The 16,019-nt window shown below is 56.7% G+C and carries 13 protein-coding genes; 9 read left to right on the top strand and 4 right to left on the bottom strand.

Annotated features, from left to right (window positions below):
- The first annotated feature begins 93 nt into the window (after positions 1-93).
- The 3 genes from ACDK93_RS01290 to ACDK93_RS01280 all read left to right on the top strand — a co-directional run bounded on the left by ACDK93_RS01290 (position 94) and on the right by ACDK93_RS01280 (position 3,722).
- Positions 94-582, top strand: a complete 489-nt coding sequence (locus ACDK93_RS01290) for a hypothetical protein (RefSeq protein WP_458070781.1) — start codon at positions 94-96, stop codon at positions 580-582.
- A 137-nt stretch (positions 583-719) separates the two neighbouring features.
- Complete coding sequence (locus ACDK93_RS01285; RefSeq protein WP_458070780.1) at positions 720-1,448, top strand: hypothetical protein; 729 nt, start codon at positions 720-722, stop codon at positions 1,446-1,448.
- Positions 1,449-3,020: 1,572 nt separating this feature from the next.
- Complete coding sequence (locus tag ACDK93_RS01280) at positions 3,021-3,722, top strand: MobA/MobL family protein (protein ID WP_458070779.1); 702 nt, start codon at positions 3,021-3,023, stop codon at positions 3,720-3,722.
- 284 nt (positions 3,723-4,006) lie between these two features.
- Here the strand turns inward: ACDK93_RS01280 and ACDK93_RS01275 are convergent, their stop codons facing one another.
- Positions 4,007-4,525 (bottom strand): hypothetical protein, encoded by a 519-nt coding sequence (locus ACDK93_RS01275; RefSeq protein ID WP_458070778.1) that lies wholly within the window; start codon positions 4,523-4,525, stop codon positions 4,007-4,009.
- Positions 4,526-5,096: 571 nt separating this feature from the next.
- On the opposite strand from ACDK93_RS01275, the gene ACDK93_RS01270 reads away from it, so the two are divergent.
- Both ACDK93_RS01270 and ACDK93_RS01265 read left to right on the top strand, forming a co-directional pair.
- Complete coding sequence (locus ACDK93_RS01270) at positions 5,097-5,486, top strand: helix-turn-helix transcriptional regulator (RefSeq protein ID WP_458070777.1); 390 nt, start codon at positions 5,097-5,099, stop codon at positions 5,484-5,486.
- Between the two features lie 156 nt (positions 5,487-5,642).
- Positions 5,643-7,037 (top strand): hypothetical protein, encoded by a 1,395-nt coding sequence (locus ACDK93_RS01265; protein WP_458070776.1) that lies wholly within the window; start codon positions 5,643-5,645, stop codon positions 7,035-7,037.
- Positions 7,038-7,392: 355 nt separating this feature from the next.
- Here ACDK93_RS01265 and ACDK93_RS01260 read toward each other — a convergent pair whose 3' ends face one another.
- Together ACDK93_RS01260 and ACDK93_RS01255 are read right to left on the bottom strand one after the other, a co-directional pair.
- Positions 7,393-8,421, bottom strand: coding sequence for a hypothetical protein (locus ACDK93_RS01260; protein WP_458070775.1), 1,029 nt, complete (start codon positions 8,419-8,421; stop codon positions 7,393-7,395).
- A 40-nt stretch (positions 8,422-8,461) separates the two neighbouring features.
- Positions 8,462-9,844 carry a tyrosine-type recombinase/integrase gene (locus ACDK93_RS01255; protein WP_458070774.1) on the bottom strand — a complete coding sequence of 461 codons (1,383 nt, stop codon included), beginning with the start codon at positions 9,842-9,844 and terminating at the stop codon, positions 8,462-8,464.
- Positions 9,845-10,316: 472 nt separating this feature from the next.
- Here ACDK93_RS01255 and ACDK93_RS01250 point away from each other — a divergent pair, with 472 nt between their 5' ends.
- The 3 genes from ACDK93_RS01250 (at position 10,317) to ACDK93_RS01240 (ending at position 13,510) form a co-directional block, all read left to right on the top strand.
- On the top strand, positions 10,317-12,101 hold the full coding sequence (locus ACDK93_RS01250; protein WP_458070773.1) for a hypothetical protein: 1,785 nt from the start codon (positions 10,317-10,319) through the stop codon (positions 12,099-12,101).
- 242 nt (positions 12,102-12,343) lie between these two features.
- The gene (locus ACDK93_RS01245) at positions 12,344-12,568 is read left to right on the top strand and encodes a hypothetical protein (protein ID WP_458070772.1); all 225 of its coding nucleotides are present in this window, start codon (positions 12,344-12,346) and stop codon (positions 12,566-12,568) included.
- A 141-nt stretch (positions 12,569-12,709) separates the two neighbouring features.
- Positions 12,710-13,510 (top strand): GGDEF domain-containing protein, encoded by an 801-nt coding sequence (locus ACDK93_RS01240; protein ID WP_458070771.1) that lies wholly within the window; start codon positions 12,710-12,712, stop codon positions 13,508-13,510.
- On the opposite strand, the gene ACDK93_RS01235 is transcribed toward ACDK93_RS01240, so the two are convergent.
- Positions 13,438-14,775 carry an MFS transporter gene (locus ACDK93_RS01235; protein ID WP_458070770.1) on the bottom strand — a complete coding sequence of 446 codons (1,338 nt, stop codon included), beginning with the start codon at positions 14,773-14,775 and terminating at the stop codon, positions 13,438-13,440. The two genes, ACDK93_RS01240 and ACDK93_RS01235, sit on opposite strands and share 73 nt — an antisense overlap.
- Before the next feature lie 163 nt (positions 14,776-14,938).
- Here ACDK93_RS01235 and cyoA point away from each other — a divergent pair, with 163 nt between their 5' ends.
- Positions 14,939-16,012, top strand: a complete 1,074-nt coding sequence (gene cyoA / locus ACDK93_RS01230) for a ubiquinol oxidase subunit II (RefSeq protein WP_458070769.1) — start codon at positions 14,939-14,941, stop codon at positions 16,010-16,012.
- Positions 16,013-16,019: the final 7 nt, after the last annotated feature.

The raw sequence follows: 16,019 nt of genomic DNA, 5'->3' as shown, positions 1-16,019 counted from the left end.
GGCAACGTCAAGTGGTGCAAGGGGATCGCACCTGCGGATATCGCTTGATGCGAGATGTATAACCCGACCTAGGTCGGTCTATTGGGTAGTCAGATGCCAATGAAAGTTTCAAGAGAAGATGTAAAGAACATAGTCGAAGCCGCTGCTACGGCTGCCGCTGAATCGCATGGACAAGACGTCATCCGAGCGAAATACGAAAAGGTCGTTCTCGTCGCACTTGGCAGGTTCCAAGTCCTTGAGTTCGGACTCAAACGCTATATCGAAAAGCAGGCATTTCTTGTTGAGGACGCAACTAAGAAAGGCTCGCTCTTGAGCGGCCTGGAAGATCTGTCGTTAGGGCTTTTAATCAAAAGACTGAAGAAGCTTGATCCGCATGAGCCGCTAATCGAGAAAGTAAAAAAGCTATTGGATTTCAGGAACGAGATAGCTCATCAAGCTCTTCTTGAGATAAGTGGATTCTCAAGCATTGACGTCACAAAACACTTCAACAGCACGATTGCCTACAGCTTCAACGCGCTAGAAGTCGATGACTGTATCCGAGAGCTTCATCATAAGCTCAAAGATCTACAGGCTGGCACCTAACAATTCATTCAAGCCGTTGCTTCGTAACGCTGCTTAATTCAGGCGTTAGGTGGCAAATCCAGGGTTCGAAAAGTTGGTTAGATAGAGAGGGTGCGATGGATAGATGCTGGGCAAACTCTCTTGGCGGATGCGACACAATGTCCGGCGAGCACATATTTAGCAACGCCATCTTCAAAGCTGGCTGTTCATGCCCAATTGTCATCGAAGGCGTTCAACGCATCAGGCACGGGGAGCCAACGCATGGCGCAGAGAAAGCAAACATTCTCTGCCGGCACCACAACTCGTTGCTTAGTCCTCTCGATTCAACGGCAGGGAAGATCGCGCAATTTCAAGCAAGCGCCAATGAAGAGTTGTTTGATGGATCGATAAACATCGAGGGTGAACTCTTTGAGCGGTGGCTACTAAAAACTGTAATAAACGTCGCAGCCGCAGGATGGACTGGTCCCCAAAAGTGGCGCCCTTCGCCTGATATCGTGCGCGCGATATTTGGGCACTCTAAAGTTCCGGCGAAGCTTGGTCTTTACAGCGTAGATGGCGTAGACCCAAACCATCGCCCATCAGGAGGAGCTAGCTTTACGCCACTCCATTTCGTTACCCACCAAGGGCCAATTTTGGCTGGCGCGTACGTGACAGTTCATGGAATGCCGTTATTGGCTGCTTTTCACGATGAGTTGGCCCATAACCTTGAAACAGGGGGAATCCCAAGCATGTCAACGCGCTTCTCGCCTGACGGTCTTCGGCACCTTTATCATCCTGGCGCCATCGTCATGTCGCGAAAGCGAGGAAAGCCTGTTGTCATAGGCTTGAGCTGGAATGGCCTTTTGCGTTATGCGGACGGCACTACAGCTTCTTTTCCTAGGCCATAGCGAATCGGTGCGCCACCTAACAATTCTTCGAGGCCGACGGCTACGCCGCCACTCAATTCCAGCGTTGAACGTATGCTTTTGGCCGAAGTCGGCCGGTCGACTTTCGTTGCTAACGAGCGTGGCCACTTCCATCGGCCCGGCATTCTGATCATTCGCTACGAGCACACGAACTACCGGTAAGTGTCGGCCCGGCAAGATGCTCATGCCTGCATGCATCGCTGCGCATCTTCTAGGCGCGCGCATCGGAACTACCAGCCAGGGGCCAGGAAACCCGCTGAAAGGCGCCAGCCAACTTTATGTTGCCTCGTAGCATAGACAAAGCAGAGACGACGGCGCTTACGCTGATTATCATGCATTTCAATAACTTATACTTGTGTCAGCAAAAAACTGCACAACACCGAGTGCAGAATCCACCCATTGCGTCTCCGTCGCTGGTAAGGCCTTCGAACGCATACAGCGCTCGCATCGCCTCCGTTAGACCGAGGGTCTGTTTGCTGAGCTTGAGAAGTCAGTGCAGCAGGTGATGTGTGGTTGCTCTCATATGATGCTTTGGTAAGTAAGAGATATTGGCATGGCTAGCTGCCATCAGAATCTAAGGCTCAGCCACATGCCTCAGACTGCATAGCGTGGCTACAAGAACCACAGCTACGCCCTTTAGTGGCGAGCGACTACATATCCTGTTGAATACTCACCTGCCGCGACGAACGCATTGTGTGGCTTGCGCACAGTGTCCAAGCAAATTTCTATTCTGATTCCGCCGCTTAAGGTTAACGCTCCCCCTTAACCTTGAGAACAACCATTAAACAAAGTTCTCCCACGGCCACCGGTTCACTAATCGCACTGATGACGAGTACCGAGCACCTATCGCTGAAGCATATAGCCGACAAGAGATACTGATGACGCGCCATGCAGATGGCTCCGCGCCGCTACACATGTAGACGCCTACCCGTCTAGTTCATCTAGGCTATGAGCAGCCTACGTTCGACCATATCAATAACAGCCAACTCTCCGTCGAATACTCCAGTGCGATGCATGAAGCATTTGAAGTCTGAAGGTACTCCGGTCATCGGTTCTACCTGACAGGTACAGTGTCGGCTATCGCCTGACACTAGCCGGATCGGGCCAGACTCACGGAGCAGCCCTACAGTGCGCCCTCATCGTCCAGGACGATGTCAGCAGCCGGAGTAGATGCCTGTAGGCGCAATTCGCCACATACGTCCGTTAATGGCTATCGCCCAGATGGTCAGCATCGCTGGTTGACGATGCCTCCTATGCGTACTCACACGCGACGCGACCCTTTAGCAAGGGAGCAGTAAATGTTTACTGCTCTGCTTATGGTTATGGGTTGAGTACGAGTTAGGTAGTCAGGCATAGCGCCTCATGATCAACAAAGAACGTTGAGTAGGGCGCAAGCAAGAGCACCCCTCTTACTAGGTTATAGAGGGGAGGAGAGCGGAGCGTGCACTTACCCTTTCTCTTCAAAGTCGCATCTAAGATCACAAAAACCCCAAGCCCACGAACACATTCGTGGGCTTTTTTTTTAAATCCGATAAGACGACCTGGGAGACGGCCATGTTTCATATGCGAATCAAGAGCGGAAGTAAGGGATCGGCAATAGAGCAGTCCTCTTACATCACCCGACAAGGCAAGCACCGCACAAGAGAAGATCTAGTTTACCGCAGCTACGGCAACATGCCGCCTTGCGTTAATGGCAACACGATAGCCTTTTGGGGCGCGGCAGATAGATGCGAGCGAGCGAACGGTGCGCCCTACAAAGAGTACGTCTTCAGTCTCCCTTCGCAGTTGAGTCGGCGAGAAATCGTTGAGTTGGTAGAACAGCTAGTGAAAGAACTGGTGGGCGACCGCCCTTACGAGTATGCGATCCATGAAACCATCTCATCTATCGAAGGCAAACTCAACGTACATGTGCATGTGATGTTTTCAGACCGCATGGATGACGGGATATCACGACCCTTGGAGCAAATATTCAAACGGTACAACCCAAAGCAGCCCGAAAAGGGAGGGCGCAAAAAACGAGGGGGCGGCAAAGACCGGGTTGAACTTCGAAACGACATGATCGCGGTGCGTGCCAAATGTGCTGAGATCCAAAACGCTGCACTCGCCAGGGGCGGGTACGAAGTGCGCGTCGATCACCGTACGCTGAAAGAACAAAACGTCGATCGAATCCCCGAGCGACCTTTAGGGCAAGCTCGTGTCAGGCTCATGTCGGAAGAGGAAAAGAAAGCATACGTTGCGAAGAGGCGGAGTGGCTGAGCGCCGCTGCGTCTGCGGCGCATCAGTAAACAAGGCAGCGGATGTCTGAACGTAGCGCCACGCGAAGCGGCATATTGATACTTCGCCGCAAATCACGCCCACCTTCTTGAACCAATCTCCCTGAGGCTTGTTTTCCACCCTAGCGCTACGACCCGTCATGTCGCTTTGATCATTGACGCGAGTGATCTGCGATACAAGCATGCCTAACGGGCTTTCGGCCGGATGTTTTGTAGACCGCCGCGCCGCCGAGTCCAGACATGCGAACGGCAGCCCGGGTTCGTCGACTAAGCAAACCAGACAATGTCTGCCTTGGGCTCATAGTCATCACTAAAGCTGCCGGCAAGCTCAACCTCCGATATGAAACGTGCAGTTACCAACGTCACGACAACGTCAGCCGCTTCCATACCAAGTGCCTGAGCGATTCCGACATCGTCCAAGTGCAATACCCGTTGCGATACCAGACCATGTTCTACTACCGCCGTGATCAGAGCCGAAGCGACAATGGAACCCGAACGAATGGCTTCATCGCGTTCATACGCTGGAAACGGATTGTCGTTGTCAATCGTGGCGCACACGACAAAAATATAGTCGGCCTCGCGAATTTGGATATCGTCCGTTTCGAACAACACCGCTTCCTTGGCTGCAGAGGTATGGACAACAATAAGCTTGCACCTCTGGAAGTCGTTACGTGCGTGACCACAATTGACCGAACGGATCAGGTCATAAACGATCGAATCGCCGCGGTAAATGCTGTAACGGTACTCGGGCGCCACCAGGGGCTTGACCAAATTTATCTGGCTCATATCGAATTCCTCAATGAAAACTTTTTGTTACATATGACAGTGTTCCCTCTTGTGATCACCTTCGGTTTACAGCTGCAGAATGTTGTGGCCGTCATCGCTCTAATCGGCGCGATTTAGAACAAGTACGAAGTCATCTGTTGTCAGCGCGCACCCCCATGTCGAAATTTCACGGCATTAGGCAGTCAGACCCCCTTGGACTAGGCGCCAGAATTTCTTAACGATTCCCGGTCGGCGATCTCACTCGTCGAGTTGCCCTTGGAGCCGCGGTTTGAAGCCATGGGAACTAACTTCTCAGCCTTGGGAACTAACTTTTCCGCCCTAGAAACTAACTTTTTGTGCCTCTTGCCAAACAAAATGTGCGGTAACCAAATTCATCACGAGTGCTTTAGCCGATCCCAGTGGGCCAGCTAGACGGGGTATCACTGATATCACCCGCCTGTGGAGAGTGTCGTGGTTCATGCGGAGCAGCGGGGAGATTCCACTCGCGCAAAAGAAATACTCCAAGCGGACTTTGGGACTTGCCTAAAGCCGTCTTTTAATCTGCGCCCTTGCACCAAGGAACGCAGCAAAAGTGACGGCAACCGTATTCGAAGAAATGGGCTTGATGCGCCGGGCGGCCTTGTTGAAATTGCTGAAGATCAGCAATTCAACTTTGTACCGGCGGATGGATCCGGACGAGTCCGGTTTCGACCCCGATTTCCCGACACCCATAGAACTGGGACCACAGTCCAACCCCGGATCGATAGTTGCCTGGATTGAGTCTGAGGTCGGTATTTATGTTGCGGCCCGCATTGCCAGGCGTGACGCTGCGATAAAGGGGCGTCTTGAGGAAAGGAATGCGGCAATCAGAACGCGCTTCGCAGCTAGGAGTAGGAAGCGGCATGAGCAGCGACCGAAACTTCAACGCGAATCAACGTCGGAACTGACCAGTTTGGTCGGCCGATCGGCTGCCGGCGCATAGTCGCGGTAAACGCTCAAACCATTGGCGAGCGGATCAGCCCACCTAGGCGATTGCTCACCATGTCAGTCATTCGCGGGAGTTGGGTATAGCCAGCACTACGATCGGCGACATACCGTCTGACGGCATCCATAATAAAACGGAACGGATCGATAGCAGATGAAAAGTAAAGGTGGAGAAATCGCTCGGGGCCTGAATTCCCGGACCATCCTGCATGTGCCCGACAATCACGGCAACATCAACGCGCATTCCACTGATGAGTTAACCCTTGTATGCAAGATCAAGGACGTGGCGCGAATAATCAAAAGGATCATTGCTGCAACGGACGACTTGGTCGGAGTGAGCAAAGATCCGGAAAGCCTGTGGGTAAAGTTTGGTCTGGCGGTTCGTCATAGCGACATGGCGACGATGAGGTTGCATTTCCCGATCCATCGTTACGAGCCGCATTTCGACCTGTTTATGCGCCACGTTGAGCCGTTCAATTTCAAGTCTCGCATGTACGGAGAGCAGAACTGCGACCGTGACCTCGAAGAATGCCTGGAGCGAATTCGTAGCGAAGCCAAGACGAAGGTCTTCGAGGACTTGGTGAAAAACCACGATAAGTCCTCAATGAAGAACTACCGAAGGTTCACCAAGTACGTCGACGCGTTGCTTGATACTTATCAGAAACTGCAGGTTGTTCGCGTGGCTTTGAAATACCGCATGCCTGAGCCGGAACAGACGTTGCGGGTGGCCCGTGCGATCTTGAAAGATCGCACTTCCAATCCGGGGCGGATCAACCTTGAAAGCCTCGTTACCTTCGACCAGATGAAGTCGGAGATGAAACTGTTCAAGGAGAAAGTAGACGACAAGTACAGCGTCAGTCTTGTGGGCTTTGTATACAAGATTGAGTACGGATTGCTGACGTCGTTCCACGCGGACTGGCTGTTGTTCTTCAACGGTCGCCCAGCAGGTACAGATGAGATCACAGGGTCGGAGATCGCCGACATGTGGACCGAGGTTGCGGGTGCCCAAAGAGCGCTACAGTGGAACTGCCGTGCAGGTAAACCACCGCATCCTGAGGACACAATGCTGTTTGGCGATGTTGCCCTTGGCGACACCCGAAAAAGGGGCGCCCTATACCGGTTCGGCGCGCGGCTGACCAAGCCGGATTATTGGCTAAGGCTCTTGCCTCCGGGCGGGGGCAGACGCCATACGTTCGAGACAGGAAATCTACCAAAACTCTTGGCAGGGAAAGAATGCACACCCTTGGTCGAAACTGACGCTGCTGTGATTGTGCCAGAGAAGGCTGAGGTGGCTACGAAATACAAGAGGCCGACCAGGCGTCAGCCTGTATCAGGCTGGGTTAAAGGCCGAAGTGACCTGATGGAGCCGAATTTCGCTTTTGTCTCGTTGCCGGAAAAACGGGTCAAGCACCCAAAGCCTCCCAAACCTGTCGAGCAAATACCCTCTACCTACACGACCTCAAAGGGGCCGACAAGGGCTCCGACTTATAAGTTTAAAAAGCCTCGGAATACCGCCGCCGTCAAGTCTGCGAGTCCCGGTTCTACTTAACGCCTGTGTCGGACGACGCTGTCCAGCCCGCTGGTGGCAATTAATTGTGCGGTCCCGACCCACAGGGGACATCGACCAGGGGCATCTGTAAGCGCATTCCGCGTTAGAGTCGGCAGCGCCCCCGTTCGCAATGAACCCAATGCGCACGCGCCTGTGGCGACAGACGGTCCGCTTGTGGCCGATAGCGACCGTCTGCCATTAAATGACCAACCACCAGCGTCATATCTTGCCCTGGGGGGGCACCGGGTCCGTTGATGCCATCATAAGTCCGGTACGGCTGACGAGCTTCATGTTCTGGAAATACAGAAGGATGCCAACGTAAATGTCAGTCCCTCAAATTCATAAAAGGGAAATGTCAACTACCCTTTGACCGTCCTTTTAACCAAGCATCTCTGACGACCCCTTTCTTGTTAAGCCAAACCTCTAGACGCTTGGACGGATCCATGGACTCCTCAGTAGCAAGAACAGCTTTTTTTGGTCCGACTGGTGCTTTACCTTTGCCGACGCCGGAGCCTTCCAATTTTGATACGCGATCCGCCTTTGCTGAGATTTTCTCATCTAAGAGCGTCTGCTCTTCGGCTCGTGCCTTAGGTTGGCGTGCCTTGAGAATCGCTCGGTAGGCGGGGAGCACGGCTTTGATAACATCCACGCCCGTCGATGACTTCCATCCTTTAACTGGGCATTTTTCTTCTATCAGTCGAGCGACGGCTTCCTGATCTTCCCTAATATTATCACTCGCTACCTTATTGCCCTTACTTTTGCCTCTGCTGCGCCGGTTCTTGGCCCGTTGTTTATCGAGCAGGCCAGTCCTCAAGCCACGGAGATACTCTCTTCTCAGATCGCCTGAAGATGGCGATCCCAGTGCGCGCGGAAGTGCATCCTTAAGCTGAGCTTCCAGAGTAGCTACGTCGTCATTGAGAGCTTCCGGAAAAATTTCCCCGGCTGGATTACCCAAAATGCCTTCGGCGAACCCTAGGTGCCAGTAAACGTTGTCCAGCAAACGCCAGGCTCGATCGTTAGCCCTATCTTCGAATGCATTATTTACGTCAACCCAGAAGGCTAGCGAAACCTCGATCGGTGGGAGGCTGTTGCCGGGCCTAACGAACATTTCGATGTCCAGACTAGATCTCGCTCTGGCTCCGAATCCGTCTTCGTCTTCGTCTTCGAATACGATTTCGTATTCGTCCTGCTCTCTGCCTTGATCTTTTTTTTCGCCTCCGACGCGTCTGGAACGTTGTTCAATACTACGCAGAACGTCCTCAAAAGGTTTCTCGTGTTTATGAACAGCGCAGGCTAACGTGTGCATTTCCGAAATACGGGCGTAGATCTGCAACGCTTCTTGTAGCGAACGCGGATGGGATACTTTAAGACTGTTGATTTTCAAATTTATTTGAACATCCCCCATAGCCCCACAGACATCGCACTCAACGAATTTTGCGCATCTTTGTTTCTGCCCGGCGTCGCTTTCCGCTCAACAAGCGATAAAGCACATCAAGGGCGTCGCGCTTTTCCTTGAGATACTCGTACCGATCGTAGTGACGTTTTTGTACGCCGCCAAGGCCATGCGACTGCAGCTGGCCGCGGGTGTCTGAAGAGACGCCCTCGGCCGCCAACCTGGTTTCAACGGAACGACGTAGATCCCCAAGCGTAAAGTTTCCTTTCTCAAGTTCACCTGCCGCTTTCATTGCATTCACCACGGGCAGCAGGCGATCTTGTACGGACGAATAACCTGCTCCGCTTTGACCGTGGGTAACTGTAAAGACGAACGGCCCAAGCCTCCCGAGCCTGATTTTTTTTGAACCCTTGGGATCTTCTGGCTTAGGGGGGAGTGCCACCATATCATTCATCGCTAACAATGCTTCTTCGATCAGTGGCACATCATGGGCTCGCGGCGTCTTTCGCCGCCCCTTAGGGTCCAACAAGCGAAGACACTGCATGTCCGTATCGTAGTCGTCGACGATTACTCGCCCCAGCTGTTCAATACGCTGCGCGCCAGTCAACAGGTGAAACCTCAGAACTGCACCATCTATACCTTCTATGCCTTGGATACGTCTCCAATAGCTCCTCAACTCGGCAACAGACAATGCACGATCGCGCGCTTTGGACGCACCCTCAACGGTCACCAAGTCACGGGCCGGATTACTTGTAATTTTTAGATCACGCAGGGCAGCAAGCCCGCGCGCGTCCTGCCTCGCACGAATGGCGGCACCGTAACCGGCCCGAAGGTAGGATCTCAGCTTTGCAGCCTCCCGAAGCGTGCCTGCGTTAGCAACCCGAGCAATCATGCTCAGAAGGTCTTCAGCGCTTACATCCGCAGCTGGCGTGTTCCACAGCTTCGGCCAAGGAATTTCAACGTGACGCATAACAGCGGTTTCAACGGCATGCGCACTAGATTTGCCGTCTCGCTTAAGTTGCTCGACGTAAGCGGCTAGCAAGGCACCCAAAGTCGCTCGCGCGCGAGTCTCCAGAAGTCCCTTCTGTTCGTCCTCGGCGCTCCTTTGTAGTACGTCGCTGCGCTGCTGAGACTCGAGTGCCCTTCTGAGGTCGCGTTCGCCGGCCATATAACGTGTGCGAAGGTCTCGAACCTTCGCTCTCGCCTGTTCGAGACTTAAACCGCGCTTGCCATGCAGGTCAAAGCTGCCGATGGGCAGATCGTCGTAGGATCCTTTACTGTCCCTGTAACGATAATAGAAGCGTGCGCCATGTTCGCTCCCTTTTGCACGCAAGGCGCCCTCGTTCCGGTTTCCCGGCTCAGTAAGCCATGATCCATTTTCCAGATTTGCCAACGCGCGAGCTGTGAGGCCCATGTCCGTGTCCTGACCGACGAGCGGTGTGGAAAGTCCCTACTGGGTCCCTGATATGCGCAGGATCGCACGGCATTACATGGAACTCAATGGGAACGCCATGCGCCAAGAACGGCAAAAGATAAGGACCGAACGGGAACTTTGAGAATTGACGGAACAGACTAATAGGGGACTCATAATCCTTTGGTTCGAGGTTCGAGTCCTCGTGGGCCCACCACCCCGCCGCCTCTCGGGCTGCAACCAGTACGCACGGCGCGCTGCAGTGCCATTTTGACTCGCCGCTCGCTGGGACCGGTGAAACTTTGTCCATCAGGAGCGTGGCGACTTCCGACGAAGGCTCAGCGTAGCCGAGCGTCCGCAAGCCAGTGCATCTGCGTCACCGGAACACTTTGCCGCGCCATCGACGGAAAGTCGATCAAGCTCGCACGATTCTTGCTGAGCCCTCTGGGTGCCGTCTCCCGCGACCCTGTCCCCGATGATCAAACGGATCTCCCAGCCATACAGTTTTTCCGCAGTTTTGCTGCCGCTGCTGGTCGCGCTGTTCGCGCTGTACTGGCCCGTCATGCGGGCGGACTTCGCGTGGGATGAGCTGCTGGATTCCCTGACCAGTATCTCGGCGCACAGCGCGAACCCGTGGCGGACGCTGCTGATCGGACAGACAAACGGCTTCACGACCTATTTTCGACCGCTGGTGATGGGGCTTTTCAGTTTGGAACTGCACGTATTTGCCTACCAGCCGGGGCCGATGCATGCGGTTTCTCTGAGCATTCACGCGCTGAATGTGGTTTTGGTGGGGCTGTTGGCCATGCGTTTGTCGGCGGTGATTTCGCGCCACGGTTCCTGGCGCGTTGCGGTTCTGCCGATGCTGATCTACGCCGTGCATCCGCTGCTGATCGAACCGCTGTCGTGGATCGGATGTCAGTACGACCTCGCGGTGACGACATTCACCCTGCTCGCCCTGCTGGCCAACGTGACGTTGCAGCGACCCTGGCCGCGAATTGCTGCGATTTCCGCCTGCTTTTTCCTGGCGGCGTGCTGCAAGGAATCGGCCGTCTCCTTTCCTCTGATTCTGCTGGCAATGGACTGGCTGCTGATCGGCGGCGTTACCGGAACGGGAGCGATGACGCGCCTGGGCGCCCTCATAAGGAACAACGCGTCGGTCTACGTCGGCGTGCTGCTGACCGGCGCCACCTATCTCGCGCTTCGGCACCATTATCTCGGGTACCTGGTCCAGGCGACAGAAGGACGCGCCCTGGGTGTGCTCGGACGCGTTCAGGAAGTGAGCTTCCTGCTTGTGCACTACCTGCGAATGCTGCTGTGGCCGATGACCGGGCTCAACCCGATTCACCCGCTAGACGTTGCCCAGTTTCGCACCCTGAGCCTGGCGAGCGTGGCCACCGACATTGCCGCTTTGGGACTGGTTGGCGCTGCCGTTGTGCTGAGCTTGCGGCGTCAGGCTGTGGGAGTGCTGCTGCTTGTTGTCATGTTTTCTCTGCTGCCGGTACTGCATATCGTGCCGGTGAAATTCGACGCGAGCCTGTATCACGAACGCTACGCGATGACCGCACTGGCTCTGGCATGCTGCCTGCTCCCGTTGTTGGTCGCGCAGTCGGCGTACCTGTTGCGTGGGCTGTTGCTGATCAGAGTCGCGGCCCTTGGCACGCTTGTTCTGTGGTTGTTCGCCTCGCTCGCCAATGTCCGCGCCACCGTGCCGCTCTGGTCATCGGACGTGATGCGGTGGCAGTGGGCCTATCTCGATTATCCTGATTCCACGCAGGCGCAGGAGAGTCTGCTTGCCGCTTATGTCGATCATCAGGACTACCGCGCCGCACGAGGCATGGTCGACGAGTTGTTGACGCACAAATCGCCGTGCCTGATATGCGTGGTGCATGCGGCACAGGAGGCCCTGGCCACGAGCCAGCCCGCACTGGCCGGCCTGCTGCTTGATCGGCTGGATTCCTCGGGCTTGCCTCGAAACCGCGGCGTGGCCGAAAGCTATCTCGCCGTGCGCAAACGCATCGCCACCGATCAGGGAGACTCGCTGGCTTTACGCGCGTCCTTCGGCACGCCTGCGGAAATCCACCCGCCGATGGCTGCTTATGAAATATCGCAGACGGCAGCGGATCGAGCGATACCGCTGTCTGCGGATGCCCTACTGACCTTCGCTCGGGTGCAGCATCTCGGGCATAGCGCTGCCACACATCCTCTTTTTGCGGCGTCGTCTCTGCAGGATGCCGGCGCCGGCTTCATCGCGCTCTAGCGTCGCCGGATCGACATTGCATGCGGAAAATGTCGCCCGCGATCGGCGAGTGAATACCCGCCTCGTTCATCGGTTTGCGCAAGAAAACGTCACGACGCGGCGTGACTATCACAAGGCGTCGACGGCATGGCATTCTGCGGAAATTCGCTGCCCTCGCAACTATCCCGGTACCTTCTGCAACGACGAAAGCGGCGCGATCCAAGCTTCCTCCATTCGATCTTGTCGGCAAGCTGGCAGTCTCCTTGACGCGTGCGCACACGCTGGAAGAGCTGGTGCGCCCGCTGCCGGAAATGCTGGAAGCCGTCACCGGGCTTGAGTCGACCTATCTCACGACGATCGATGAAAATACGGGCGTTCAGCATGTGCTGTTCGCGCGCAACACGCAGACACTGCAGATTCCCGAAGGCCTATCGGTGCCCTGGGAATCGACCTTGTGCAAACGCGCGCTGGAGGAAGGCTGCTCCTAAGCCGATGATGTCCACCAACGCTGGGGCGATGCCGCGGCGGCTGGGGAGCTGGGCATCGCCACCTACGCCAGCACAGCCGTGCGCACTCACGATGGCGCTCTCTACGGCACGCTATGCGCGGCCAGCGATCAGCGCAAGCCCATGGCTGAAGGAGTCGAGCAGGTGCTGCAAATGTTCTCGATCCTGATCGCGCAACGGGTCGAGCGCGAGAAACTCGTGCTGGCGCTGTGGAAAGCCAACGAAATACTGTCCCTCAACACGCTGACCGACACCACGACGCAGCTACCCAACCGACGCGCCTTGATGGGCGAGATGGGCAGGTACATCGCCTCGACCGCGTCCGGCGAGCTCGCGCTGATCGTCGCCTTTATCGATCTGGACCATTTCAAGACCATCAACGACGACCACGGGCACGATACGGGCGACCAACTCCTTGCCGCTATCGGAGCTCGTATCCAGGGTGCCGTCAGATCGAGTGACTTCGTGGCGCGCCTTGGCGGCGACGAATTCGTCGCGCTCGTCACGGTGGCGCGCCGCGATGCGGAAGCCACGGCCAGCGCGCTTCGGGCCAAGCTGCAGGCGGCGGGTGCAGGGCAGTTCCGTTTGGACAACCGCGTCATCGACTATGTCGGCCCAAGCATCGGCTTGATCATCGTTGACCCGGGCACCCGCGACGCGACAACGCTGCTGGCCCAGGCCGATGCCGCCATGTATGTCGACAAGCGTGCACGCCGCCATCGGCACGCTCTCCATCAGCCGGCGGCCTTGGGTGTGCCAACTGGCAAGGGCCACGAACCGGTGGCCAAATCACTCCGGCGTGACTGCCGTGGAGCGCGCGAACGACATCCGTCGCGCGCCAAGGTCCCGGTTCAGTCGCGCGACTCCAGGGCCCGGTTGATCTTCAGTGCAACCAGCGTGCAGGCAGCGCCGGAAATCAGGTAAATGCTGACCGCGGCAAGCCCGAACTTCACGGACAGGCTCAGCGCCACCAGTGGCGCGAACGCCGCGCCGATCAGCCACGCAAAGTCGGAGGTGAGCGCGGCGCCGGTATAGCGGAAGCGGGCCAGGAAGTTGGCCGTCACCGTGCCCGAAGCCTGACCGTAGGAAATGCCCAGCAGCGCAAAGCCGATCAGGATGAAGGCATCCTGCGCGGCGGGGCTGCCGCCCAGCAGCCACGGTGCAAACAGCGCAAAGATGCCGATCAAGACAGCCAGCGTGCCCAGGGTGTTACGTCGACCGAAGCGGTCGGCCAGCATGCCGGATGCGATGGTGCCCAGCACGCCCAGCGCGCCGCCGATGATCTGCACGATCAGCACGCTGTCCAGCGTCTGCGTGGCATTGAGCGCGATCCACGACAGCGGGAACACCGTGACCAGATGGAACAGCGCATAGCTCGCCAGCGCGGCAAACGCGCCGATGAACAGGTTGTAGCCCTGCGCCCGCAGCATTTCGGTAATGCCGATCGGCTCCAGATTGCCCTCTTCCAGCAGCTGCGTATATTCCTCGGTGAGCACCAGGCGCAGTCGCGCGAACAGGGCCACCACGTTGATAGCAAAAGCCACGAAGAACGGATAGCGCCAGCCCCAGTCCATGAAATCGTCGTTGGAAAGATTGCCGTGCAGGAACAGGAACAGCGCGCCGGCGATCATGAATCCGATCGGCGCACCAAGCTGACCCAGCATCGAATACCAGCCGCGCTTCGCCGCCGGCGCGTTCAGCGCCAGCAGCGACGGCAAGCCGTCCCACGAGCCGCCCAGGGCAAAGCCCTGCAGCATCCGGAAAAACGCCAGCAGCACGATAGCACCGCCGCCGAGCACGCTGTAGCTGGGCAAAAACGCCATGCCCACGGTCGAACTACCGAGCAGGAACAGCGCCAGGGTGAGCTTGAAGCCGCGCCCCATGCGTCGCTGGATCGCCATGAAAAGCGTGGTGCCGATCGGACGGGCGATGAACGCCAGCGCGAAAATCGCGAACGACATCAGCGTGCCGTCGAGCAGGCTGGCAAACGGAAAAAACACCTTCGGAAACACCATCACCGAGGCAATGCCGAACACGAAAAAGTCGAAGTTCTCCGAAGTGCGGCCGATGACCACGCCTACGGCGATTTCGCCGGGAGCAACCTTGGAGTGACCCGCGGGGACTTCACCGGCCTCGTAGTCCGCGATGTGGGCGGACGGGTCGGGGTGCTGCTGGATAATGCTCGACATCGGATTGCTCGGTTCGGGACGTATGTTGCGACAGCGATATACTACGCTCGTTTCAAAGCATCGCATTCAAGCTGTAGCGCCGCCATAGGACAAAGTGTCCTATTCCTGCATTGCAGCAACGAGTGTACCTTTTTACGTATCCCCAGACGTTTATCCTCCCGCAATGCCCCTCAAAAATTACCTCCGCGGACTGCTCCTGCTCCCTGTCCTCGCGCTGCTGGCAGGCTGCAATGCCGTACTGCTGCATCCCGACGGCGACGTCGCGTTACAGCAGCGGGATCTGATCCTCATTTCGCTGGGGTTGATGCTGCTGATCGTCATTCCGGTGATTGTGCTGACCCTGGTATTCGCCTGGCGCTACCGTGCAAGAAACAGGGACGCCGAGTACGACCCCGAATGGCATCACTCCACCATGCTCGAACTGGTGGTTTGGTCGGCGCCGCTGCTTATCATCATTGCGCTGGGCGCACTCACCTGGGTCAGCACGCACAAGCTCGATCCGTACCGCTCGCTGGATCGCCTTTCGGCGACCAAGCCGGTCGCGGCAGACGTCAAACCGCTGACGGTCGAAGTGGTGGCGCTGGACTGGAAATGGCTGTTCTTCTATCCCGAACAGGGCATTGCCACGGTCAACGAGCTGGCCGCGCCGATCGATCGGCCGATCCGTTTCAAGATCACTGCCAGCACGGTGATGAACTCGTTCTTCATCCCCTCCCTGGCCGGACAGGTCTATGCGATGCCGGGCATGGAAACCAAGCTCAGCGCCGTGATCAACAAGGTCGGCGTGTACGACGGCTTTTCCGCCAATTTCAGCGGCGATGGTTTCTCCGGCATGCGCTTCAAGTTTCACGGCATGAGCGACAAGGACTTCGACGCCTGGGTCGCCAACGCCCGCAAGAGTGTCGACAGCCTCGATCGCGACACGTATTTGCGTCTGGCCGAACCCAGCGAGCTCGAGCCGGTGCATTTCTATTCCAGCGTCGATGCGCATCTTTACGACGCCATCATGATGAACTGCGTTGCTCCCGGGCAGTCGTGTGCCAACAACATGATGGGCGAAGCGTCGCACGGCGCGTCGCACGAGGTGTCTGGCGCAGAGTCGGGCGCGGCGCATGCCGGCGCAGGCGCAGGTGGCCACGACGATTCCATGAAAGGCATGGATATGTCCGGCATGCAGATGCCCGCCACCGATGCCAAAAACACGCCCGTGGCGGCGCCGGCTGGCAGCCCGCGGTGAGCTCCGG

The sequence above is a fragment of the Rhodanobacter sp. BL-MT-08 genome (genome assembly GCF_054161255.1).
The sequence above is the reverse complement of the archived record's forward strand: the minus strand, read 5'-3'. Positions and strand labels throughout refer to the sequence as shown.

Excerpts from the sequence above, each read along its gene's own strand:
- ACDK93_RS01255 (WP_458070774.1), bottom strand. The coding sequence starts at position 9,844 with ATGGGCCTCACAGCTCGCGCGTTGGCAAATCTGGAAAATGGATCATGG.
- ACDK93_RS01280 (WP_458070779.1), top strand. The coding sequence starts at position 3,021 with ATGTTTCATATGCGAATCAAGAGCGGAAGTAAGGGATCGGCAATAGAG.
- ACDK93_RS01275 (WP_458070778.1), bottom strand. The coding sequence starts at position 4,525 with ATGAGCCAGATAAATTTGGTCAAGCCCCTGGTGGCGCCCGAGTACCGT.
- ACDK93_RS01285 (WP_458070780.1), top strand. The coding sequence starts at position 720 with ATGTCCGGCGAGCACATATTTAGCAACGCCATCTTCAAAGCTGGCTGT.
- ACDK93_RS01290 (WP_458070781.1), top strand. The coding sequence starts at position 94 with ATGCCAATGAAAGTTTCAAGAGAAGATGTAAAGAACATAGTCGAAGCC.
- ACDK93_RS01235 (WP_458070770.1), bottom strand. The coding sequence starts at position 14,775 with ATGTCGAGCATTATCCAGCAGCACCCCGACCCGTCCGCCCACATCGCG.
- ACDK93_RS01250 (WP_458070773.1), top strand. The coding sequence starts at position 10,317 with ATGATCAAACGGATCTCCCAGCCATACAGTTTTTCCGCAGTTTTGCTG.
- ACDK93_RS01265 (WP_458070776.1), top strand. The coding sequence starts at position 5,643 with ATGAAAAGTAAAGGTGGAGAAATCGCTCGGGGCCTGAATTCCCGGACC.
- ACDK93_RS01240 (WP_458070771.1), top strand. The coding sequence starts at position 12,710 with ATGGCTGAAGGAGTCGAGCAGGTGCTGCAAATGTTCTCGATCCTGATC.
- cyoA (WP_458070769.1), top strand. The coding sequence starts at position 14,939 with ATGCCCCTCAAAAATTACCTCCGCGGACTGCTCCTGCTCCCTGTCCTC.